We start from the raw sequence: 21557 nt of genomic DNA on the forward strand, positions 1-21557 counted from the left end.
GTCATCGATTCGCTCACGATCGAACCGGGATTCGAGCCGCTCGAGTCGCGACGCTCGCCCCGTCGCGGCGAGTCGATCATCCCGTGTTCTTCATGCCGGCTGCGATTCCCTTGACCGTCAGCCGCAGGGTTCGCTCCTCGATGTCGGTCCGATGGGTGCGGTTGAGCAGGTAGACCTGCAGCATGTTCAGCGGGTCGACGTAGGGGTTCCGCCGCTCCAGGTTTTCGCCGAGCCAGTCGCGGGTATGGAGGGTATCGCGCTGGCCGATCTCGGTGATCAGATCGGTCGTTCGCTCGTACTCGCCGGCAACCCGGGGGAAGAACCGATCGCGAAGGTCGTCGGTCGCCATCTCGGCGTACCGTTCGGCGATCTCGAGTTCGGTTCGCGACAGCGAGAGAGCGGCGTTGTCCAGCGTCGTCTGGAAGAACGGCCACTCGTCGTACATCTCCTGGAGGGTGTCCATCGAGCCACCGTCCTCGAGGTAGGCCTCGACGCCGGTCGCGATGGCGTACCAGCCCGGCAGGATACACCGCGATTGGGTCCAGGAGAACACCCACGGGATCGCCCGCAGGTCCTCGACGGTGCGCTCGCCCGATCTGGAGGCCGGCCGCGACCCCAGATCGAGGTCTTCGATGACCGTAATGGGAGTCGCCTGTTCGAAGTACTGGACGAACCCGTCGCTCTCGAGGAGGTCACGATACTCCCGGCGGGCGGCGTCGGCCATGGTCTCCATGGCGTCGACCCACTCCTCGTGGACCTCCTCCTCGGGCTGGTCGATCGCCTGTTTGCGCGCCCGGAGCTGAGCGTTGAGCATCTGTTCGATGTTGCGCTCGGCGATACGGGGGTTGGCGTACTTCTCGGCGATCGCTTCGCCCTGCTCGGTGAACTTGACCTGCCCCGTGACCGTCGAGTTCGGCAGGGCGAGCAGCGCCTCGTTCATCGGGCCGCCGCCCCGCGAGATCGAGCCGCCACGGCCGTGGAACAGCCGCATCGTCACGTCGTGGTCGTCGCAGATCTCGCCCAGCCGGCGCTGGTTTTTGTACAACGACCAGTTGGCTGCGAGGAAGCCGTTTTCCTTGTTCGAGTCCGAGTAGCCGAGCATGATCTCCTGGGTCCGGCCGCGGGCCTCGAGCGCCTGCGCGTAGGCCTCGTTCTCGAACAGCGACCCCATGATCCGCCGCGCCCCCGAGAGGGCGTACTCGGTCTCTAGAAGCGGGACGATGTCGATTCCGGCGTGTTCGGGAAGCGAGACGACGCCGGCCTGATCGGCCAGGAACAGCACTTCGAGGACGTGGCTCGGTTCCTCGGTCATCGAGATGCAGTAGGTATCGATGGCGTTGACGCCGTACTCGGTCTGCCAGTCCGCGAGGCTGTCGAACAGCCGGAGGACCCGCGCCGAGTCGTCCGAGAGTTCGTCGGTGTCGCCCAGATCGATCACCAGTTCGTCCTGTAACACGGCGTCGGTCAGGAACTCGACGCGCTCGTCCTCCGACAGGCCGTGGTAGTCGATCCCTTCGGCCTCGAGGGCGTCCGCGATGGCGTCGGTGTGTTTCGCCTGATGCTCGCGCAGATCGAGACTGGCAAGCGAGAAGCCGAACGTGGCGACCTGCCGGCGGATGGGGTCGACATGGGCGTCGACGACGCTCTCGGCCCCGTTGTTGCGCAGGCTCGTCGCGATGACCTCGAGATCCACGAGGAGGTCGTCGACGTCGTCGTAACCGCCCGGGCGGACGTCGCCCACGCGGCTGAGTCGCTCCCGCATGAGTTTGAGCTTCTGTCGGTAGGGCTCGCCCGGGTAGCGCTCTTCGGCCGTGCGAGCGCTACCGGGGAGCCGGTCCCGATCACGCTCGAGGGAGGCCTGGAACTCGGAGCCGGCGTCGATCCGGCTCCCGTCCTGACTCAGCACCCCGGAGAGGCGCTTGAGCTGGGTTCGGTACTGCTCTAAGATGACCGAGCGCTGGCGCTCGAGGGTGTTGGCGGTCACGTCGGGGGTTACGTAGGGGTTGCCGTCGCGGTCGCTGCCCGCCCACGAGCGGAACTCGAAGAGCTTCGGGATCTCGATGTCGCCGGGGATCTCCGCGTCGATCGCGTCGTCGAGTTCATCGTAGACCTCGCCAACGACCTCGAACAGCGTGTTCTCGAGGTACCACTGGACGTTGCGCGCCTCGTCTTCGGGTTCGGGCTGGCGATTGCGGACCTGCGGCGTCTGCCAGAGGCTCGTGACCTCCGCGTCGATGTCCCGCCAGAGTTGGCGCTCCTCCTTGTCGGTCAGCAGTCGCTCGTCCAAGGTCTCGAGAGACGTCGAAATCTCCCTGAGTTTGGATTTGACGGTCTTCCGACGAGCCTCGGTCGGGTGGGCGGTGAACGTCGGTTCGATCAGGACGTCGTCCAGCACTCGCTGGACGGTCTCGACGTCGGCATCGCCGAGTTCCTCGGCCGCGGTCTCGAGGCTGTCGTCGAGGGTTCCCTCGTGGGACTCAGTACGGATCGTACGAACCCGTTCGCGCTCCTCGGCGAGGTTGATCAGTTCGAAATAGGTCGTGAACGCGCGAGCGACGATCCGCTGTTGATGCGGCGAGAGCCCCTCCAGTTCCGTGACGAGGGGGTCTCGTGACTCGCGGTCCCCCGATCGGTACTCGATCGCGGCCTGTCGACTGGATTCGACGGTCTCGAACGACCTACGGGACGTCTGCTCCTCGAGGACGGTTCCGAGCAACGCACCGAGTTCGCGAACGTCTTGTCGGACGTCCCTGTTGTGGAGTCGCATATCGTGTGGATGTGCGTGACGTGGTAAAAACCCCTAGCAGGAGTAGGACCCCGCTCATACATCGTTTTCCGTGATAGTTACTGGTGGCGAGACTTTGTTTGCGGGCGGCCGTCACTATCCGTCCGGTCGTCGCCTCGGTCGCTATCGGTCCCGGAACTAGATCGCAGATGTTTACTACGAATATAAATTATTTCTTCAGACCGCGGAGTTCGGTCGGGCCACGCGAACGGTACCGGTATTCAATTTCGAACGGCGGCTAGTCAGCGTCGCCGGATTATCTCACCGGCCAAGCGCTCGGACGGAAGTCGGTCGTGTCGGATCGCCAACGGCGAACCCGAACGGTCCCGGTCGAACGTCCGGGCAACCGGACAGCGCGGTGGCTCGTCACTCGTCCGTATACTGTGCACAGACCCGCCGGATTCCCTCCTCGAAGTCGATCCGGGGTTCCCAGCCCACTGCTTCGCGGATCTTCGAGGCGTCGGCACAGGTGTCGTGGACGTAGACCGACTCGGGAATCGGGTTCTCGACGTACTCGGGTTGGACGTCGGTTCCGAGTTCGTCGTTTATCATCTCGACGACCGTGTTGAAGTCGTACGCCTCCCCCGTTCCGAGGTTATAGACGCCGTCGAGTCGGTTCGCCGCGGCCCGCTCGAGTCCTCGGACGATGTCGGAGACGTGCGTGAAGTCCCGCGTCTGGGTGCCGTCGCCGTAGAGAACGGGCGACTCGCCGGCGGCGATGTCGTCGGCGAACTGCGCGATCACGTTGGCGTACTCGCCCTTGTGTTCCTCGGCACCGCCGTACCCCTGATAGACCGAGAAAAAGCGCAGCCCGGCCATCGACATGTCGTAATGATTCGAGAAGTACTCGCCGTAGCGTTCCCGGGCCAGTTTCGAGGCCTCGTATCCCGTGTTCACGTGTACGTCCATGTCCTCCGGCGACGGCTCGGTTCGGCTGCCGTAGATCGACGACGTCGAGGCGTAGACGACCGTCTCACAGCCGTCCTGTCGAGCCTGCTCGACCACGTTGACGAAGCCCTCGACGTTCACCCTGGCACCGGTCGTCGGGTCCTCCTCGTGCATCGCGTAGGAAGACAGCGCCGCCAGGTGGAACACCACGTCGACGGCCGTCGGCAGGTCGTCGTCCAGCACGCTCGCATCGACGAAATCGATGTCGTCGGACAGGTTCTCGGGCGTCCCCAAATAACAGTCGTCGACGACGGTCACGTCGTTGTCCTCGGCGAGGTGGTTTGCCAGATTCGATCCGATAAATCCCGCGCCTCCGGTGACGAGGACGGATTGTGCCTCGAGGTCCATACCGGAGAAGTCATTCGATGGGCAATAGGTGTTGGGAAACACCGAAGGTCCGGTACATGGGTCCATCGCGGCCACGACCGAACCCGGTCCCGACCGGACGCCGACGGGTTCTCGGGCGTCTCCGGAGACCCACGGCCGATCCGTTCCCGCCGCCCAGACTGCCTCGTCCCACAGACTCTTGCTATCTCATACCACACGTCACGGGCATGCGCTACTACGAAGATATTGACGTCGGGGAAACCCACGAATTCGGCGAATATCACGTCACGAAAGCGGAAATCATCGAGTTCGCGGAGCAGTACGACCCGCAGCCGTTCCACACCGACGAGGCGGCCGCCGAAGACTCCGCGTTCGGCGAACTGGTTGCCTCGGGCTGGCATACTGCCGCCATGTGCATGCGTCTGCTCGTCGACGGGCCGCTCTACAACCGGGCCAGCATGGGTGCCCGCGGCGTCGACGAACTCCGGTGGAAACGGCCAGTCAGACCGGGCGATACGCTCTCGATCCGCAGCGAAGTGATCGACAAGCGCGTCTCCGAAAGCGATCCCGAACGCGGCTACGTCGACAGTCTTCTCGAGGGGATCACCCAGGACGGCGACGTCGTCATCTCGTGGATCGGGCTCGGCATGATCGCGCGTCGGAACCCGCCCGAAGAGTGAACTGCCCTGGCGCGTGTCGCGGCTCGAAGCCGAGACCCGGTTCGACGAGGAGCGCGATCCGTTCACCGACATCGACGCGAGTGACACCCACGTCTCCCGGTCACGGATCGGTCGCCCGATCGCCGAGAAAGGTCCCGGTCGGCGTTTCCACGCCGTCGATTGCGGCGGTAAACGCCCCCGTCGAGCTATCGAAGACGAGTAGCGTGCCCGCGTCCCAGCAACTCACGTAGATGTGGTTCCCGTCTCGGGTGAACCCCGGGTGAAGCGACCGCCCGTCAGCCCACTCGGTCGTGTCGATGACCGTCGAGACGACGAGTTCGTCGGGATCGATCTGATAGATGAACCCGTCGTTGTCCCTGTCGGTATCGTCGAAGATGACATCGCCCCAGACGTACTCGCTGTCGGGATGTGCCGTACAGAACATGCCGTGGCCCGGAATCGGAACGTCGGCGATCGGCGCCCCGCTCTCGAGGTCCCACGCCGTTACGGCGTCGGTCATCACCGTGCCCGTAATCCCGAGCCCACGTCGTTCGTCGAGCGCGCCGGGACTGGGGTGGGGTGGTCCGGCGGTCGGGACTCGGCCGACGACCTCCCGCTGCCGAACGTCGAGAACGTAGAGGCAGTCCTCGGCCTGCGAGGCGAGATAGAAGTAGCGGTCGTCCGGTGAAAACACGCCGTCGTGGAGGACCCGACCGACATCGATCTCGTCGATGATCGGGAACCCGGGGTCGTCGTAATCGACGAACCAGACCGTCCCCGCATCCTTCAATACGAGCAGAAAACAGCGTTGTCCCGGCACGTCACGGACGGTACAGATCCGCGAGGCGATCGACTGTCCGTCGGGATCGACCGCGTGGGCCGAAATTCGATGCAGCGGTTCGAGCGTGTCCGCATCGAGGATGACGGCGTGATTGGGATTGTAGTAGCCCGCGATGAGGTACGCCGAATCCGCCGAGATCGCGATCGCCCGCCCCGACGTGCCGGCACGGATCCGCCCGACCAGTTCGCCGCCGAAGAGGTCGAGCTTGCTCACCCACCCCTGCCGCGACTGGACGTACGCGTACGCGCCCTCGCGACCGTTCGCGGGCAGCTGCCGGTGGAAGACGACCGAGTGGGGCGCTCGGCCCACGCCGTCGACGCGGCCGACCAGCTCGTGGCGGGTGGTATCGACCAGCGAAACCGACCCGGGCCGTCGCTCCGCGACGACCAGGAGGTCCCGCAGATCCGTGACGCCGTGTCGGGGCGCGTCCGACAGCGTCCGCTCCTCGTACCGCGTCTCGCGGGAGTCGGCGATTTCCTCGAGTCCCATCTCGCGAAACGACGGCGGTCTGACCGTACTGGCGGCGAGTTGATCGCTCATCGGTCTCTGCGTACCGTTTTCGCTTCGTTCGAAAATACACGGTCGCGAATACGTTCGGGCAGTCACTACAGGACCGCGGAATCGGCCGGCGAGATCGAGCCGGTCACCGATCTATTTCCCGCCGATTTCGAGGTACGTCGTGTACTCCTTTCGAAGCAGTCCGTTCCGATCCGTTTCGATCGCGAGCAGTTCGTGGTCAGTCTGGGCCGCCAACTGCGCGTACTCGGTTTTCGCCCGCCGATCCGTGCTCCGGACGCGCAGTATCGCGCCGGCCGCTACGTCCTCGAGCGCGCGCTGGACGCGAGCGATCCCGCTCGCACAGCCCGTGCCGCGGTTGTCGACCGTCATATCGGGGTCGACATCGGGTGCCGTTTCGGGGATCTCTCCCTCAGTCATCGGCGTTCCCCTCCGTTGGCGCGGCGGGCGGCTCGTCCTCCCCGACCCCCTCGAGATCACAGACGCCGTCGATGGGCGAGCAGGCCCGCCACATCGGACAGAGTTTGAAGATGACGGCCAGCAGTCCGATGATACCGACCTTGGCGAGGACGGCGATCCCGATCGGCGCGGCGACGTAGGTCTCGAGCCGAACGCCGAAGACCGTGACGGCCTGAACGAGTCCCGTCAGGAACAACAGCGGGATGATGAACCGCACCGCCCAGCGGAACCGCTCGAGTTGCTCGCCGGCGGCTCGCGCGACGGCGGCCGTCGGTCGCTGCTGGCCCGTCGGGACGGCGACGAAGATGTTCCAGACGGCCCCGCCGATCCACGCGCCGAACGCGAGGAGGTGGATCGTTCGGACGGCCGCCGCGATCGGGCCGAACTCGCGGAGGCTCACCTCCGCGAGTCCCGTTCCCGCCACGACCGCAAGCGCCAGCGCCAGCGCGAAGAGGCCGGCCGGCCGCCGGAACTGTTCGTCGACGGGGCCGGACCCTCGCGTCGTCACGACGAGGGTGCCGAGCCACGCCGCGAGCAAAACGCCGAGACCGACGACGAGCGGGCCACTTTCGAGCCTCGAGGCGTACGCCGCGAGAACGACCGGCCCGGTCACCGCGAGGACGGTGACGGATCCGGTCGCGATTTGGTCGAAGCGCGCGTACATCTCCGCACAGTAGTCGCCGGCACCCATCCCGAGGTCCCGTGGCCGAACGAAGCAGTGTTTCCAGACGAGGCCGCCGGTGAGGACACCCAGTGCGACGAAGTAAAGCCACTTGGCGAGCGTAACGGCCGCCGACTGACCCCCGAGCCGTCCGCTCACCCACGTCCCGGCCAGCGAGCCCGCCAGGATCACGACGAGCGCGACCTTCGGCAGCACGTACTTATCGAAGAGATCTGTCGCGGCGGTCGTCCGCATCGTCGCCGGTGGATCGGACATCGAGCAGTCACCTACCCGACCCTCGTGGCTCACCGACGCTAAGTTCGGTCACGGACATATTCGCATCCCGGTTCACGGCGACTACGAAAGAGCGGTCGGTGCGAATATCCCGAACATCTCCGGAGACAGCGTTTGGGACGTGTACGCGCAAGTATTATCCACCGGCCGATGAGCGAGACACCGACGGCGGCGGACCGACCGACGACAGTCCAGTGGGAACGGTTACCGCACGGCGAGTTCCCCGCGCCGATCATCGCCCGTCTCCCCTACGCCGAACTCAAACTCGAGCACCCCGATCTCGAGCCGACCGGCTACGGCGAGTCGTTCTTCCCGGACGCCGTGCCGTACGCGTCCGGCGACGCGCATCGGATCTTTTACTGGCGTTCGGCGCTGCGGGACGAAGCCGGTGACATCGGGTCGCCGGCGACCTGGACGGGGATCTGTGCGACGCCCGCGACGCTCGGGGTCGTCCCGACGAGCGAATCGAACGCGTTCGACCTCGTGTCCTCGCGGGAGACCGCGACGGCAGTCACGGTCGACGCGACGGTCGCCGGCGAGTCGACGACCGCACTCCTCGGGTCATACGCCGCTCCGACCGTTCGCGTCCTCGAGCTAACTGAATCGCGCCTTCGGCTGCTCGCCGAGGGGACCGAATACGCCGTTCGAGCGGGAACGCGACGCCGGATTTCGCTCGCCGAGCGGACGGTCGAACGGGCCGACGGTGGCAACGGACCGACGACGACTACGCCCGAACTCGTCGTGCGAGTCCCCGGCGAGCGGGAACTACACCACCCGGCCCCCGGAGCCGACTATCGGCTGTTCCCGTCTTTCGGGATGAACCTCGAGACCGTGCCGAACCCCCTTCCCGTGCCGACGACGAACGGCGAACTCGACCACGAGGCGCTCGCGGAGTCGCTTTCGCTCGACTTGTCGGCACGCCCCTATCCCGAACGCGTCCTCTGGCAGGCGATCGCCACCACCGCGTTCGACCCCCACGCCCGCCCCGGGTCCGTGCCCCGTCTCTGCCAGTTTCCGACGGGACACGTCGGACTCTCGGTCGATCGGGACGCCGGCCAGTAACCGGTCGGCGAGCGGCTACCGTCTCGAGAGGGCGCCGGCCGGCGATCAGAGGTCAGCCGAGAGCAGTCGTTCTCTGACCGTCTCGGCGACGCCGGTCAGGTGAGCCTGTCCGAACATCGCGACGAGAAGCGCGCCGAGCGTGTTGAACATGAGATCGCGGACCGTATCGTCGAGACCGTGCTGGGCCAGCGGCATCGTGAGCCCGGTTTCCGCGGCGACGAGGTCGAGCGCGAACTCGAACAGTTCCCAGCCGACGCCGAAGGCCATCACGACCACGAAGATGTAGACGAACGCGATCCGACGCGGGACGTGGATGTCTTCGACGTGGAGATCGATTGCTCGAGCGGTCGTATAGCCGATGCCGGCGATCAGCGACGCCGACAGCGCGTGTGTGAGATGGTCCCACCAGCCGATACGGCCGTACAGGCCCGCCGACCCGAGCGTATGGAGGAACACGGCGGACGTAACCCACAGGGCGAGCCACGGATCAAGCGGCAGATCGTAGTTGCGTTCCAGCAACGCCGGCAGGAACGTGATCAGGAGCCCGATGCCGCCGTTGAAGACCGCTTTCGGCTGGCCAGCGAGGACGCCGTAGGCGACGAGCCCGACGAGAACGAGTTGCAACACTCGGGTGAGCCGTCGCTGAGTTCGCATCGAGGGTCGCGGGAGACGACTCATCGACGCACCACCCGTCTGAGCGCGCGACGGAGTTGTCGATCCCGCCGTCTGAAGTACGCGTCGAACAGCACGCCGGCGGCCAGTCCGGCGACGGTGACCGAGAGCCACTCGGTCATTAACGCCTCGTTCGTCGAGAGATAGGACGTACCGAACACGCGATCCAGGTTCCACCGCAGCATGGTCCACGCCGCGACCGACGCCAACGTCGTCAACACGACGAACGTGATAGCGAACCAGTGGGTTACCTGCAGCGACGTGAACATGTGGAGTTCGACCGTGATGAGCAACGCCAGCCCCGCAACCGCGAGATAGGCCGCGAACGTGCCGACGCTGCCGCCGAACAGTCCCCGAACGAGGATGGGCAACGTCGCAAGGACGAGGAGTTCCCAGGGCAACATGACGCGCCACTCGCCGGCGGCGACGGGTGGAATCAAAACGACCGTGCCGACGCCGGCGACGAAGACGAGCCACTGGCGGTCGAAATCGAGCGCGCTTTCGACGAACACCATCGCGAGGACCCCGACCACCAGCCACGCGAGGAAGGCGTTTATCCGACCGCTTCGAAACAGTCGTTCGAACGCGTCCTTCGCCGCGTCCACAGTCGGGTCCGGGGGAGCATCGCTGCCGTTCCTCGGCATGTGCAGGGGCGACACACTATCGGTCCATAAACCCGCCGGTGGGCTTATCTCGCTGACTCCCCTTCGAACTGATACATGATGCTCCCGACACACGCGCTGCTGGGACTGGCTATCGCAGCGCCGCTCGTCGTCTTCGCCCCGGAACTCGCACCGGCGGCGCTCGTCGGCGGGTTCCTCGGCAGCGTACTGCCTGACTTGGACCTCTACGCGGGGCACCGCCGGACGCTCCACTATCCCACGCTGTACGTCGTCGCTGCCGTCCCGGTCGTGATCGCGGCACTCCTCGTCGCGACCCCGTGGCTCGTCGCCGCCGCCTTCCTGTTTGCCGGTGCCGCCCTCCACTCTCGCATGGACCGGTACGGTGGCGGCCTCGAGCTCCGGCCGTGGGAAGGGACCTCCGATCGGGCGGTGTACGACCACGTCAGGGACCGCTGGCGGGCACCGAAACGCTGGATTCGCTACGACGGCGCACCGGAGGACGTGGTCCTTTCGCTGGCCGTCGGTGCCCCGCTCTGGATCGTTCTCGAGGGGCCGTTCCGGTGGCTCGTCGGTCTCGGCGTGTTGGTCGGCGGGGTGTACGGCCTTCTTCGGCGACAGCTGGCGACTATCGCACCGGTCGTATTCGGCTCCGTCCCCGAACCGGTCGCGGAGTACGTGCCGAGCCGATACAAACACGACTGACGCCGCGACGCGGCCGGCGAGTCGGGTGATCGATAAGGCGGGCCCGGCGATCGGTTCGCTACGCAATCGGCGACCGATGCGAACCCGTACTCGTGACCAGGACGGTCAGTGCGGAGCGGAGTTCTCTCATCGACTCTCTAGTCGCGGGTTTCGAATTCGAACCGCGCGCCGCCCTCAGTGCCGCCCGTCACGGACCCCGTCCAGCCGTGTGCTTTCGCGATGTCCGCGACGATCGAGAGCCCTAATCCGGTTCCGTTTTCTTGCGACGTGACGCCGTGTTCGAACACGTCGTCCCGCATCGCCGGTGGAATCCCTTGACCGTCGTCCGCCACGTAGAACCCATCCCTTTCGGCCAGGCGACCGACGGTAACCGTCACGTCGGTTCCGCCGTGTTCCACCGCGTTCCGGAAGAGGTTCTCGAATAGCTGTATCAAGCGCCCCTCGTCGCCAGCTACCGTCGGCACCTCGTCACCGATCGTCAGCGTCGCCTCGTCGGTGTCGACATACCCCCACGCTTCTCGCGCAACGCGCTCGAGAGCGACTTGCGTCGTCTCCTCGACGGTCGTCTCCCCTTGTGCGAGGGTGAGTAGATCCGCAATGAGTCCCTTCATCCGCTCGTGTGCCGACTCTACCTGTTCGAAATGATCCGGGTCGCCGGTCTCTTCGGCGATCTCGAGGAATCCCATTGCGACCGTAAGCGGATTCCGCAGGTCGTGAGCCACGACGCTCGCGAATTGGTCGAGCCGTTCGTTCTGTCGATGAAGCATCGCTTCCCGATTAGCCCGCGAGAGGGCCGCTTCGACGGTCGCACCGAGGATCCGGAACAGGTCCACGTCCGTGTCCGAAAAGGCCCGTGTCGAACGGGACCCTGTCGACATAAGGCCGTAATTACCCAGTGGGATCAGGATTTCGCTTCTGATTTCGGTTTCCGGGTTGTGCAAATCGTTGCGAGTCTGGACATCGTCGTACACCTGCAGTTCCCCTGACTCGAAGACGTTCCACGCGAGACTGTCCCCAGCAGTGAATCTTGGTGACTCGCCGAACAGTGCCGTTGCCACAGCCGTTTCAGTTACCGGAACGAGCGCGTCTCCCCGCTCGTCGTATTTCCAGATCCCCGTGATCTCGAGTCCGAGTATCTCGGCAGCCGCGTCGACGGCGATTGAACCGATCTCTTCGATCGAGTCCGCCCGGCTGAGCTGTTGTGCCGTCTCCTGGAGGGAGCGGAGATGGGTCTCTAACTGTTTCTGAGCCGTGATGTCCTCAAGGACGGCAAGCACGCTCGTCACCTCGCCGTTCTGGTCCGTCAGCGGAACGACCGACAGCAGCAGGTCCAACCGTTCGCCGTCTTTCGTCTCCCGTTGGACCTCTTTTCCGCGTATCCGGTCGCCGTTTAGTGCCCGCTCTCGATGGGTTGCGAACTCGGCCTGCCGGTCGTCCGGTACCACCGGATTGAATTCGCCGATGACCTCGTCTCGTGTCCAGCCGAACATCTCTTCCGCCCCGTTATTCCAGAGAACGACGTGGCCGTCGGGATCGATCTCCATGATGGTGAGTGGGGCGGCTTCAATGAGTGATTCCAGTCGTTGGTTCGTTTCCTCGAGTTCGCGCTCGCGGTCGACCTGGTCGGTGACGTTCCGTGCGATTCCGACGAGTCGAACGATGTCGCCGTTGACGGTAACGGGTGCGAGACTCGTCTCCCAAACCCGCGCATCCTCGGCGATCGGCAACTCTTCGCGGTACGAGATCGGCCCGCGCTGCTCGACACAGCGCCGGTAGTTCGCCGTAAGTGTCGCACCGCGTTCGTCACCGAACACCTCCCGCGGCGTCTTTCCGTACACTTCCTCGGTCGTGAGACCCGTTTGTGTCTCGTATCCCTGGCTGAGCTGTGTAAAGCGGAACGCGGGCTCGTCACCGGTCGCGTCGACATCGAGGAGGAATATCGCATCGCCGGACGTGTTCAGAAGCGCGTTGTATTCCTCGGCGAGCGCCTGGTACTCATGTCCCATGCGCTCGGTCACGTCCTGAATTACCCCACGAACAATGGGGCCGTCGTGTTGGGTGCTGTCGGCGGAGTTGACCCACACACGCACATCGCGAGCGTCACCGTCGGACCGTACGAGACGGAGATCGAGATCGTACGACTCGCCGTCTTCGATCGCTCGATCGATGACCGTCCTGATCGCGTCTCTGTCGTCGGGATGATAGCATTCGATCATCTCGGACAGCGCCGACTCGCCGTCCTCGTTGCTACCGTGCAAACGCCGCGCCCCGTCGGACCAGCGTATCTCACCGGTCGCCGGCGCATACTCCCAAATGCCGATCTCGGCCGTGTCCTGTAACTCGTCGAATAAGAGCTGTTGCCGTTCGAGATCCGCTCGCTCCCGGCTTCGGGTGAGTGCCGTACTCACGAGTCCCGCGATCAGTTCGACGACGGTCCGCTCGGTCGTACCGAACGGTGCCACCCGAGCGGTCGGACTCGAGAAATTGAGGGTCCCGTAACGGTCGCCATCGACGACGAGTGGGACGCCGATATACGATTCGAGGCCGCACTCACGGGACGCCGGATGGGTGTCGTTCCCCGCAGCACTCGCGTCGGCGAACGACTGCATTCCGTTCCGGTCGACGACCGCCGCACAGTACGTCGACTCGAGGTCGTAAGTATCCCCCACGTCGATCGCTGTGTCCGGGGCGTGAACTGCACGGACACGATAGTCCGAACCCTCGATCCGTGACACAATTCCGATCTCGAGCCCGAGAACCCGGCAGCCGACTTCGACCAACGCCTGAAGCCGTTCGTCCACGGACGCTGTATCCGCCTCCACGACCGTCCGTAGCTCACGAAGCGCATCCCGCTCCCGTTGTAATTGCCGGTGGACCTCGCTTTGATCCGTACACTCCCATGTGACGATGGCGACTTCTCGACTGCCGGAGTTTCGGACAGGCGTCACCCGAACGTCGAGCGTCCGCGTTCCAGTGGTCGTTCTTATATCGATCTGTCTCTGGGTGTTGGACAGCGCTGTGCCATCGCTATCATCGGAGACGTCTCGAATCGTTCGCTCCACCGCATTGGAGAGACGCTCTGCATCCGCTTCGGACAGGCGCGCCCCGAACAGCGACTCGAGTTGGGCTCCCTCGAGTCGAGTGGGCCGTGATTCGCCGACCACTCTAGCGGCGGCCGAATTGGCATACCGGACTGCGCCGTCCTCGTTGACGACGAAAACGGCGTCGTGGCTGTGCTCGACGATCGTCTCGTACCGTTCGAGTGCCAGGCGTCGCTCGTGCTCGTCGGTAATCTCGCGGGAGAACACCGTCAAACCGTCTTCGTCGGGGAAGGCACGTATCTCCACCCAGTAGTCGAACGGTTCTCCGACGTGGTGCTCGAACGAACGCGTACGGCCGGTTTCCATCGCCGTTCGGTATGCCTCCTCGAGATCGGTTCCCGTAATCGAGGGGAATTCGTCCCAGAGAACGCCACCGACGACATCGTCCGGATCACGATCGATCCGATCGGCCATCGTATCGTTCATGTACTCGATTCGCCACTCGTCGTCGACAGCGTAAACCGCGTCAGTCGTTCGCTCGAGCGTTCGCTGGAGTTGCTCGGTTGCTCGCTCGGCCGCGTGTCGTTCGCGGGCGGCTTCCGCGAGAGTTTTGATTCGCCCCGCGAGTACCTCGAAGTCGTTACGGTCAGCGCGGATCGGAATGTAGTCCGTAACGCCTGCTCGAGTCGAGTCGCTGGCAATCGTCTCGGTCCCTTGGCCGGTAAAGAGGATGATCGGGATGTCGGTATCCCGTTGTCGAATCGCCCTCGTGAGATCGATGCCGTTCGCCTCGGCGAGCGAGTAGGCTGTGACGACACAATCGATCCGTTCCGCGGAGAGTTTCGTCAGTGCGGCAGCAATGCTCGAAGCGGAGAGATAGTCGATCTCGAACCCGGTTCGGTGCAGTTTCGTCCGAACCAGTTCGGTGAAGTCCGGATCGGAGTTCACGTAAAGTACTCGAATCGGATCGTCCGATGGGGTTCCGAGACGGGCCATAATGGTTAGTCGAAACGGGTATGCGGAGGTAAACGTTTCCACCATGCGTAGTGTTACCGTCTGCATCTCGCATTCCCACTAAACAGCGTTAGGAGATCGCTTCCAGACGCTGTCCGCTTTCAAGTTGACAGTAGAGATCGACGAGGGTTCGAATGGCTCATCACTCACGGGGAGACGAACTGGCGACGCTGTTTCGGATCGAAATCGACGAAAGAAGGGGGGGGATGCTCCGACTGGGATTCGAACCCAGGTCATTGCCGTGAGAGGGCAATATGATTGGCCGGACTACACCATCGGAGCGGGCTTCGTCTTCACTCCATCGTAGCGCAGTACGATGTTTAAGCATTCCGTTTCGATCCAGGGATGTCGAACGGTCCCACGCGATTACGTGCCGGCGACCCACCGCCGGCGGTCGCCGTTACTCCTCGAAGGGTGATTTCGTCGCCTCGGGCTCGAAGCCCTCGAGGCTGATGATGTTTTCACGGCCGACGCGGAGTTTACTGATCGTTCCCTCGTCTTCCATGTCCGAGAGGAGCATGCTGACCTTGGATTTCGACCAGCCGGTCTCTTCGACGATGTTGACCTGCTTCATTCGGCCGCCGTTCTCCCGAATGAGCGCGACGACGCGATCCTCGTCGGTCATGAGCTCTTCTTCGGAGAGGGCGGTCCCGGCGTCAGCCGAGTCGGTTGCCCCGTCGCCCGTACTCGAGTCGCCGGCGACATCGGGTTCCGGCGTCCGCTCGGTCGAGCGGTCGATCGCAGTGTCGGCGGGGGTATCGCCGGCTCCGGGCCCGTACCGCCGGTACCAGACGGCGGCCGCGATGCCGACGCCGACGACGACGAGGCCGGCGAGATACCAGCTGCGGTCACCGCTCATCGTACCGACCGGTCCCCGTTCGTCGCTCCCGACGGCACCGCCGGTCGAACTGGTCAGTTCCGCACGCGGGCGGCCGTCGTCGAACTGCTGTTCGCCGCTCCACTCGACCGAGGTCGCGGTCTCGAGCGAACCGCCGTCGTCCTGGCCGTCGGGGTCGGGGCTGACGGACCGGAACCGGAGATCACCGCCCGCCTCGAGTTCGATCGACTGATCGGGGGCCAGATAGAGACCCCGAAAGACATCGCCGACGACGATCGTCTCGCCGTCGACGGCGGCGAAGTTCGTCCACGTGAACGACATTTCGACGACGCCGCGCGGATTGATCCGTCCTTCGTCGACCCGGATGGACCGATCGAAGTCCGTCGCGGCCATCTCCCGGCCGGTCTTCTGTGAGCCGGCCGCGGCCAGCTCACGCGATTGATTGATAAACGCCTCGTACCGTCCGGTCTCGTTGGCCTCGAACGACTCGGCGAACGCCCTGAAGTTCCGTTCGGCCTCGGTCGCGTTCTCCTCGTTGGCGAACAACCGTTCGTGGCGGAACGTCCACGTCGCGCTGCCGTTCTCGTACACCGTGATCTCGAAGGTCGTGTCGTCCCAGTCTCGCTCCTGTGAGACGAACGGGGCCGGGTCCGCGGGAGCGGGCTCCGTAGGTGACTGGGGAGCGATCCCGGCGGCCGTCAGTACGACCGATCCGCTGGCACCGGCAACGGACGTGAGGATGACGAGAGCGACGAGTCCGACGGAAACCGGCCGATTCATTCGTCTCCCACTACGTGCCGCAGCTAAAAATCCTTGTGAATACACGGATCGGATAGTTTGACTTCCAAACTGCGCCATAACGGTCGTCTTAGCCACTCGGAGGCCCATTCCCACGTGACCGGTCCTCGTCCGGCGATCGACGCTCCGTGTCGATACCCACAAACCCGACGACCGCGTACCGGGTCACGTGATCTCGAATATCGCACAGGGCGTGCAGGCGTTTACCAGCAACGTCTTTCTGGTGAGCGGGGACCGACCCGTGCTCGTCGACGCGGGCGCGAACTTCGACATCGTCGACACCGTCCGCGCCCGCGTCGACGACCTCGAGGCAGTACTCCTCACGCACACGCACCGCGACCACGTCGGCAACCTTGCCGCGGTGAAAGACGCCTTCGACGTCGACGCGTGGGGGTACGATACCTCGATCGAAGGCGTCGATCACCCCATCGCGGACGAGGAAACGGTCCGGTTGGGTGACGACGAGTACGTCGCGCTCCACACCCCCGGACACAAGAACGACCACCTCTGTTTCTACTCGGAGCCGGCGAGCGTGCTGTTCGCGGGCGATCTCGTCTTCCAGAACGGGAGCTTCGGCCGCACCGATCTCGAGGAAGGCGATCGCGAGACCCTGATCGAGAGTATCGACCGCGTCCTCGAGCGAATCGACCCCGACCTCGCGGCACTACACACCGGTCACGGCCCGAGCGTGACGACGGATCCCTACGAGCACGTCGAACTGTCGGCCCGGATGGCACGGCAGTCCTAAGCTGGGGTCCAGAGCCACGCGCCGATTCGTCGCGGTCGAGACTGCCGACTCCTCAACCCCGACCGGCGGCCTCGAGCAACGCCTCGTAGGCGTCGGCGTACGCGCGTGCGACCCGTTCGGGATCGGCCCGTCGATCGCTGCCGAGTGCCGGGAGCGACACGCGCTCGAGCGGGTCGAGATAGTCGAGCACGTCCGGAACGCGCTTTTCGATGGCTCCGTCCCTGGGACTCGAACTGGCGATCTCGCAGGCGCGACAGTAGCGATCGCCCGGGTAGATCCGCGCGCGGCCGGGTTCGACGGCCGCGACGGCGGCGATCGAGGAGGGGGAAAGCGCCTCGAGCGGCCGCGCGATGTCACTGTAGGATTCGACGACGGCGACGTCGGTCGCCTCGATGTCGGCAGCCAGTCGCTCGAACGCAGGGACGTACCGCGCTTCGGCGAGGTCGTTGAACTCGGCGACGCTCTCGATGGGGATCGCGTCCGCAAGCGGGAGCGCGTCGGCGACCTGCGCCGGCAGGTCGGCGGTCGCGTTGCGGACGAACAGCGGATCGTCGCCGTCGCGACCGATCCGGTCGACGAGGAACTCCCTGTCCGCTCGGCCGAGCAGACCGGTCCCGCCGTCGGGGGCGGGCCGCCACAGCCGGTGGACGGGGTTGAGTCGCTCCGGCGGCCGATCGCGGCCGTCCGCCGCCGAGAGGCGCGCAGCGTCCTTGCCGTAGAGTCGGCCCTCGGCGAGCGCTCGCCGGCAGTCGTCGTGGTCGAACCAAAAGTCGTTGCCGGCACGGGGTTTATACCCCACCGCACCGGTTCGCTCGAGCAGGCCGGCCGAGAACGTGGTCTTGCCGGCGTCGACGCGATCGGCACCGACCACGAGGAGGATCATTCTTTCAGGCCGTAGTAGCCGGGCTCGTCCTCGTCCCGGGATTCGGCGACCACGAGGTCGTCGGCGTTGGTCATGACCCACGGAATCGCCCAGTCGAGCAGGACGGCCTCGGTTTCGGGGTCGAGTTCGGCGTCGGGATCGGCTCCCTGCAGCATGCGGGCGATCTCGTAGACGGTGTACATCTGGTCGTCCTCGAGCAACTCCGCGGGCGTGTAGAAGTCACACGGCGGCAGCTGCTCGAATTCGGACTTCGGAACCGGCATGCCCGGCCGTACGCGGGCCGGCCACAAGACCGCACCGATCCCGCGTCCGGGTTGCGGTCCGCGCATCGGGTTTCGGGACGCCGGGTCGGTCCCGCCGGGAACGGATCAGGCCGACGGCCGTCTCGCGAGCTGTGAGCGGAAGATCGGCTCGAACCCCTCGAGATAGGCTCGCACGTCAAGCGAGTCGATCTCGCCGCAGTAGTCGGTGGCCGACTCGTACTCGCGACACCACTGGTCGATAAACTCGGCTTCGATCCCGGACTCACGGATTCGATCGACTATTGGATCGACGGTCGTATCGGTCGGTGCTGTCCGGATCGCTTGAAGGTCCGCGCGTGAAACGACTCCTGACTCGAGCGCACGAACCACGACGCCCGAACTGTAATCGCCTTCGGCGAGTTCCCGTTCCCAGGTTGCGATCCAGTTGCCGATCCGTGCCATCCGCTGTCCGTGAGCGACGACGTCCCGAACGGCCGATAGCTCCCGGGATTCGAACGCGAGGGCGTTGGCGAGATCGATATCGGCGAACGGAAAGAGCATCATGTTGTAGACGTCGTACGTGCGGAGTTCGCGTTCGCCGACGAGGCCCGGGTACTGAGCCAACAGCGCCGAGTAATCGACTGACTGCAGTGCCTGTCGAACGTCGAACCGGAACAGGTCCGCGAACTCCGCCGCGCGCGGACCAGCCGCGTACTGCTCTAAGAGCGCGTCCCAGAGGTCCTGCTGAAACCGGACGTACTCACCGCTGACGCCCGCTCGGTCCGGATCGGCGGGCCGGGAATCGAACGGGACCAGCAGCAACTCCTCGAGGGTCGTCCGGTCGCCGTGGCACTCGGCGACATCGTCGATGACGGTGATGAACATCGTTGCCAGTACCTTCGCGTCGCGAACGCGCTGGCCGTACTCGTCGCTCACACACGACAGTCTGAATTCGGGTTCGACGCGGTCGAGCCACCGCCACGTCGACCGGTCCCGGTCGGCGATCAGTTCGTCGTACGCGTCGGCGAGCGGCCGCACCGTTTCCGAAAGCGTCCGCCGCTGTGCGTCCGAGAACGGGTCCGTCTCGACCTCGAGCGGAGGGCGTTTTGCATCTATTTTCATTACTTATCGCTAGGGCCGGTGGCTATAAATTATTTGTTGACAACTAGTACGGTATTATTTCAACACTCCGGGAACGGAGTGGTGAGGGAGAACCAAGCGACCGGAGCCGAACGATGCTTTCGTGGCGAGCACGAACGACTCGAGTATGTCGGCAACTGACGACGAACGCGACACTGGCGTCCACGTGCTTCCGATCACGGTCGAGTACGGCGGACGGGAAATCACGATCACTCCGACGCTCGTCGAAACCGACCGCGGTCCGATCCTGATCGACGTCGGTCCGCAGGGTGCTCGCGAAGGCATTCGGACCCACCTGCGATCGCTGGGATACGACCTCGCCGACGTTTGGCTCGTCCTCGTAACCCACCACGACGGCGACCATGTGGGCGGGCTCGCGTCCCTCCTCGAGCGAGTCGATGCGGTCGTCGCGACCCACCGCGCGGAAGCGCCGTACGTCTCCGGCGAGTCGGAACCGATTACGGGCGACGGCGATCGCTATCCGCCCGTCGATGTCGATATCGAACTGGCCGATGGAGTTCGGTTTTCGACGCTCGCGGGACCGATGGAGGTCGTCGCGACGCCCGGTCACGCACCCGGACACGTCTCGCTGTACCTCTCGGACGCGAACCTGCTCGTCGCCGGCGATGCGCTCGTCGCCGACGGGGACGATCCCCTCGCCGGTCCGAAGCCCCACTTTACGCCGGCGATGGAACAGGCGATCGAGTCCGTCGAGAGGCTGGCGGACCTCGAGATCGATCACACCGTCTGCTATCACGGGGGGTACGTGGATCGGGGGACCGAGCGGATTCGAGAGATCGCCCGCCAGTCGCGCGAGTGACCCTGTGGCCGGCCCGCCGTCCGGCGGCGGGTCTCGTTCCGGGACGGTGAGGTCCCAAACGAGTGCGCGGACGAACGGAAACGGACGGAAGCGGAATTCTCATCGGTGTCCGGCACGAACCGACGCACAATGCGACTCGAACTCCGCGTCTGTCAGCACTGTCTCGACGGCGACCACGGCAACGAGAAACGGACCGCCCTCCTCAACGACATGGTCGACTGCGCCGAACAGATTCAGGAGTACAAGGAGGTCATCGACCTCGACGCGGTTCACATCCGCAAGGTCAAAGACGACGAGTCGGGGAAGCCGGCGGCGCTGCCGGTCGTCTCGGCGACGATCCAGAACGATCAGGTCGTCCTGAACGATACCCAACTCGTCGCCGAGGGCCAAGACGGAAACATGCTGGTCTACACCAACCCCGACGACGTACTGACGGTGCTCGCGGGGAACTTAGACGAGATCAGCAAGGCCGTCACCGAAGACGTGACCGTCGACCTCTCCGCGGTCGGCGCGGAAATCGTCTCGCAGGCCGATCTGGGCGCGAACCGGGAGCAAGAGCAGTAACGCCCACCGCGCGGTAGCCGACGGTGCCTCCAGTTCCGTTCGACCGGCCGGGCCGACACCACACCGCGACACGCATTGGCGACGTCAGGCGGCCACGATTCGCGACGGACGCCGCTCGCAACGCCACGAATGGACGTCTCTATCGACGTTCTGGAACGACTGAAATCCGCGAAAACGGCCTTAGATGCGGCCGACGTTTTCGACGCCGACGCTTTCGACGCCCTCGACGTCCGCGAAACTCTCCTCGACGGTCTCCGTTCCGCCGGAGCCGTCAGGAACGATCACGGTCGGGTAGAGCGCGACGAGACCGAACGCGACTTCGTCGCGTTCGACGCCGTTGATCTTCGCGCCCTCGGGGAGGGCACTCTCGAGGCGCTCCTGAAGCGCGTCGAGGTCGATATCGGGGCTGTCCGGCATGACCTTGATTTTGGCAGCGACTTTTCCCATGGTAGTTACGGTCCGGTGAATCCGCAGTCGGGACACTCGTAGAGGTTGCTCTGCTTGCGACACTTGGCACAGCGGTAGATCTGCTGGCCACAGTCGGGACACTTGAACGCTGCGGCGTTCGTGCCCGCGATGTTGAGCCCGCAGGAGACGCAGGAACGCGTCTCTCGGTCGTCGGTCGTACTCATACCCCTCCTTTCCCGCCCGCCGGTTTTAACTCTTTTCAAGGCACGTCTCCCATCGACAAAGACTAACACGAGACATGCAAGACGCCGTTCCGGGCGGAGTTTCTGAGCCTGAAAACGCCCTTGCGGGTACTTTACGGATCGGCGAGAAGGCTCGAATGAGGTTCGGGGGTCCGACGACCGACCGAACCTCTGCCTCTGACATCTTCCACGGTCGCTGGCAGTCACGAACCTGCACAGCGACCGGCTTCCGGAACTCAACATTCAACACCGTGCCGTCCCTACGTCGGG

The 21557-nt window shown here is 64.7% G+C and carries 20 protein-coding genes and 1 tRNA gene; 6 read left to right on the plus strand and 15 right to left on the minus strand.

Annotated elements, in window-relative coordinates:
• Window positions 1-76: 76 nt before the first annotated feature.
• A complete protein-coding gene (gene ppc / locus ALTAJ2_RS06990; protein ID WP_007109329.1) occupies window positions 77-2767 on the minus strand; it encodes a phosphoenolpyruvate carboxylase in 2691 nt (896 codons plus the stop codon).
• 384 nt (window positions 2768-3151) lie between these two features.
• Window positions 3152-4081, minus strand: coding sequence for an NAD-dependent epimerase/dehydratase family protein (locus ALTAJ2_RS06995; RefSeq protein WP_007109328.1), 930 nt, complete (start codon window positions 4079-4081; stop codon window positions 3152-3154).
• A 206-nt stretch (window positions 4082-4287) separates the two neighbouring features.
• Between ALTAJ2_RS06995 and ALTAJ2_RS07000 the strand changes: the two genes are divergently transcribed.
• On the plus strand, window positions 4288-4740 hold the full coding sequence (locus ALTAJ2_RS07000; RefSeq protein ID WP_007109327.1) for a MaoC family dehydratase: 453 nt from the start codon (window positions 4288-4290) through the stop codon (window positions 4738-4740).
• Window positions 4741-4840: 100 nt separating this feature from the next.
• Here ALTAJ2_RS07000 and ALTAJ2_RS07005 read toward each other — a convergent pair whose 3' ends face one another.
• From ALTAJ2_RS07005 to ALTAJ2_RS07015, 3 genes are all read right to left on the minus strand, one after another.
• Complete coding sequence (locus tag ALTAJ2_RS07005; protein ID WP_007109326.1) at window positions 4841-6100, minus strand: cytochrome D1 domain-containing protein; 1260 nt, start codon at window positions 6098-6100, stop codon at window positions 4841-4843.
• Window positions 6101-6211: 111 nt separating this feature from the next.
• Window positions 6212-6496 carry a sulfurtransferase TusA family protein gene (locus ALTAJ2_RS07010; protein ID WP_007109325.1) on the minus strand — a complete coding sequence of 95 codons (285 nt, stop codon included), beginning with the start codon at window positions 6494-6496 and terminating at the stop codon, window positions 6212-6214.
• Entirely contained in the window at window positions 6489-7472 is a 984-nt protein-coding gene (locus ALTAJ2_RS07015) for a hypothetical protein (protein ID WP_007109324.1), read from the minus strand. The genes ALTAJ2_RS07010 and ALTAJ2_RS07015 overlap by 8 nt, the downstream gene beginning before the upstream one ends.
• Before the next feature lie 168 nt (window positions 7473-7640).
• Here ALTAJ2_RS07015 and ALTAJ2_RS07020 point away from each other — a divergent pair, with 168 nt between their 5' ends.
• Complete coding sequence (locus ALTAJ2_RS07020) at window positions 7641-8552, plus strand: hypothetical protein (RefSeq protein ID WP_007109323.1); 912 nt, start codon at window positions 7641-7643, stop codon at window positions 8550-8552.
• Window positions 8553-8597: 45 nt separating this feature from the next.
• Here the strand turns inward: ALTAJ2_RS07020 and ALTAJ2_RS07025 are convergent, their stop codons facing one another.
• Window positions 8598-9206, minus strand: coding sequence for a hypothetical protein (locus ALTAJ2_RS07025; RefSeq protein WP_007109322.1), 609 nt, complete (start codon window positions 9204-9206; stop codon window positions 8598-8600).
• 20 nt (window positions 9207-9226) lie between these two features.
• Complete coding sequence (locus tag ALTAJ2_RS07030) at window positions 9227-9868, minus strand: hypothetical protein (protein WP_239647711.1); 642 nt, start codon at window positions 9866-9868, stop codon at window positions 9227-9229.
• Window positions 9869-9943: 75 nt separating this feature from the next.
• Here ALTAJ2_RS07030 and ALTAJ2_RS07035 point away from each other — a divergent pair, with 75 nt between their 5' ends.
• Window positions 9944-10549 carry a metal-dependent hydrolase gene (locus ALTAJ2_RS07035; RefSeq protein ID WP_007109320.1) on the plus strand — a complete coding sequence of 202 codons (606 nt, stop codon included), beginning with the start codon at window positions 9944-9946 and terminating at the stop codon, window positions 10547-10549.
• A gap of 137 nt (window positions 10550-10686) precedes the next feature.
• On the opposite strand, the gene ALTAJ2_RS07040 is transcribed toward ALTAJ2_RS07035, so the two are convergent.
• From ALTAJ2_RS07040 to ALTAJ2_RS07050, 3 genes are all read right to left on the minus strand, one after another.
• Window positions 10687-14586, minus strand: a complete 3900-nt coding sequence (locus ALTAJ2_RS07040; RefSeq protein WP_007109319.1) for a PAS domain S-box protein — start codon at window positions 14584-14586, stop codon at window positions 10687-10689.
• A gap of 225 nt (window positions 14587-14811) precedes the next feature.
• Window positions 14812-14886, minus strand: a tRNA-Glu gene (locus ALTAJ2_RS07045).
• Between the two features lie 118 nt (window positions 14887-15004).
• Window positions 15005-16222 (minus strand): helix-turn-helix transcriptional regulator, encoded by a 1218-nt coding sequence (locus ALTAJ2_RS07050; protein WP_007109318.1) that lies wholly within the window; start codon window positions 16220-16222, stop codon window positions 15005-15007.
• 187 nt (window positions 16223-16409) lie between these two features.
• Here ALTAJ2_RS07050 and ALTAJ2_RS07055 point away from each other — a divergent pair, with 187 nt between their 5' ends.
• Window positions 16410-16988 carry an MBL fold metallo-hydrolase gene (locus ALTAJ2_RS07055; protein WP_007109317.1) on the plus strand — a complete coding sequence of 193 codons (579 nt, stop codon included), beginning with the start codon at window positions 16410-16412 and terminating at the stop codon, window positions 16986-16988.
• 52 nt (window positions 16989-17040) lie between these two features.
• On the opposite strand, the gene ALTAJ2_RS07060 is transcribed toward ALTAJ2_RS07055, so the two are convergent.
• From ALTAJ2_RS07060 to ALTAJ2_RS07070, 3 genes are all read right to left on the minus strand, one after another.
• Window positions 17041-17871, minus strand: a complete 831-nt coding sequence (locus ALTAJ2_RS07060) for a hypothetical protein (RefSeq protein ID WP_007109316.1) — start codon at window positions 17869-17871, stop codon at window positions 17041-17043.
• On the minus strand, window positions 17868-18134 hold the full coding sequence (locus ALTAJ2_RS07065; RefSeq protein WP_007109315.1) for a DUF5827 family protein: 267 nt from the start codon (window positions 18132-18134) through the stop codon (window positions 17868-17870). The genes ALTAJ2_RS07060 and ALTAJ2_RS07065 overlap by 4 nt, the downstream gene beginning before the upstream one ends.
• Window positions 18135-18239: 105 nt before the next feature.
• Window positions 18240-19235, minus strand: coding sequence for a terpene synthase family protein (locus ALTAJ2_RS07070; RefSeq protein WP_007109314.1), 996 nt, complete (start codon window positions 19233-19235; stop codon window positions 18240-18242).
• 121 nt (window positions 19236-19356) lie between these two features.
• Here ALTAJ2_RS07070 and ALTAJ2_RS07075 point away from each other — a divergent pair, with 121 nt between their 5' ends.
• Both ALTAJ2_RS07075 and ALTAJ2_RS07080 read left to right on the plus strand, forming a co-directional pair.
• The gene (locus ALTAJ2_RS07075; protein ID WP_007109313.1) at window positions 19357-20073 is read left to right on the plus strand and encodes an MBL fold metallo-hydrolase; all 717 of its coding nucleotides are present in this window, start codon (window positions 19357-19359) and stop codon (window positions 20071-20073) included.
• Window positions 20074-20202: 129 nt separating this feature from the next.
• Window positions 20203-20637 (plus strand): hypothetical protein, encoded by a 435-nt coding sequence (locus ALTAJ2_RS07080; protein WP_007109312.1) that lies wholly within the window; start codon window positions 20203-20205, stop codon window positions 20635-20637.
• A 180-nt stretch (window positions 20638-20817) separates the two neighbouring features.
• Here ALTAJ2_RS07080 and ALTAJ2_RS07085 read toward each other — a convergent pair whose 3' ends face one another.
• Window positions 20818-21084: an elongation factor 1-beta gene (locus ALTAJ2_RS07085; protein ID WP_006184531.1), complete on the minus strand. Its 267-nt coding sequence runs from the start codon at window positions 21082-21084 to the stop codon at window positions 20818-20820.
• Between the two features lie 5 nt (window positions 21085-21089).
• A complete protein-coding gene (locus tag ALTAJ2_RS07090) occupies window positions 21090-21269 on the minus strand; it encodes an HVO_2753 family zinc finger protein (RefSeq protein WP_006184530.1) in 180 nt (59 codons plus the stop codon).
• Window positions 21270-21557 lie beyond the last annotated feature (288 nt).

The organism is Natrinema altunense (genome assembly GCF_000731985.1).
Taxonomy (GTDB): domain Archaea; phylum Halobacteriota; class Halobacteria; order Halobacteriales; family Natrialbaceae; genus Natrinema; species Natrinema altunense.

Bases quoted from the DNA above. Each gene is read 5' to 3' on its own strand.
- ALTAJ2_RS06995 (WP_007109328.1), bottom strand. From the start codon at position 4,081: ATGGACCTCGAGGCACAATCCGTCCTCGTCACCGGAGGCGCGGGATTT.
- ALTAJ2_RS07070 (WP_007109314.1), bottom strand. From the start codon at position 19,235: ATGAAAATAGATGCAAAACGCCCTCCGCTCGAGGTCGAGACGGACCCG.
- ALTAJ2_RS07050 (WP_007109318.1), bottom strand. From the start codon at position 16,222: ATGAATCGGCCGGTTTCCGTCGGACTCGTCGCTCTCGTCATCCTCACG.
- ALTAJ2_RS07085 (WP_006184531.1), bottom strand. From the start codon at position 21,084: ATGGGAAAAGTCGCTGCCAAAATCAAGGTCATGCCGGACAGCCCCGAT.
- ALTAJ2_RS07005 (WP_007109326.1), bottom strand. From the start codon at position 6,100: ATGAGCGATCAACTCGCCGCCAGTACGGTCAGACCGCCGTCGTTTCGC.
- ALTAJ2_RS07035 (WP_007109320.1), top strand. From the start codon at position 9,944: ATGATGCTCCCGACACACGCGCTGCTGGGACTGGCTATCGCAGCGCCG.
- ALTAJ2_RS07020 (WP_007109323.1), top strand. From the start codon at position 7,641: ATGAGCGAGACACCGACGGCGGCGGACCGACCGACGACAGTCCAGTGG.
- ALTAJ2_RS07040 (WP_007109319.1), bottom strand. From the start codon at position 14,586: ATGGCCCGTCTCGGAACCCCATCGGACGATCCGATTCGAGTACTTTAC.
- ALTAJ2_RS07030 (WP_239647711.1), bottom strand. From the start codon at position 9,868: ATGCCGAGGAACGGCAGCGATGCTCCCCCGGACCCGACTGTGGACGCG.
- ppc (WP_007109329.1), bottom strand. From the start codon at position 2,767: ATGCGACTCCACAACAGGGACGTCCGACAAGACGTTCGCGAACTCGGT.
- ALTAJ2_RS07065 (WP_007109315.1), bottom strand. From the start codon at position 18,134: ATGCCGGTTCCGAAGTCCGAATTCGAGCAGCTGCCGCCGTGTGACTTC.
- ALTAJ2_RS07015 (WP_007109324.1), bottom strand. From the start codon at position 7,472: ATGTCCGATCCACCGGCGACGATGCGGACGACCGCCGCGACAGATCTC.
- ALTAJ2_RS07025 (WP_007109322.1), bottom strand. From the start codon at position 9,206: ATGCGAACTCAGCGACGGCTCACCCGAGTGTTGCAACTCGTTCTCGTC.
- ALTAJ2_RS07000 (WP_007109327.1), top strand. From the start codon at position 4,288: ATGCGCTACTACGAAGATATTGACGTCGGGGAAACCCACGAATTCGGC.
- ALTAJ2_RS07090 (WP_006184530.1), bottom strand. From the start codon at position 21,269: ATGAGTACGACCGACGACCGAGAGACGCGTTCCTGCGTCTCCTGCGGG.
- ALTAJ2_RS07010 (WP_007109325.1), bottom strand. From the start codon at position 6,496: ATGACTGAGGGAGAGATCCCCGAAACGGCACCCGATGTCGACCCCGAT.
- ALTAJ2_RS07080 (WP_007109312.1), top strand. From the start codon at position 20,203: ATGCGACTCGAACTCCGCGTCTGTCAGCACTGTCTCGACGGCGACCAC.
- ALTAJ2_RS07060 (WP_007109316.1), bottom strand. From the start codon at position 17,871: ATGATCCTCCTCGTGGTCGGTGCCGATCGCGTCGACGCCGGCAAGACC.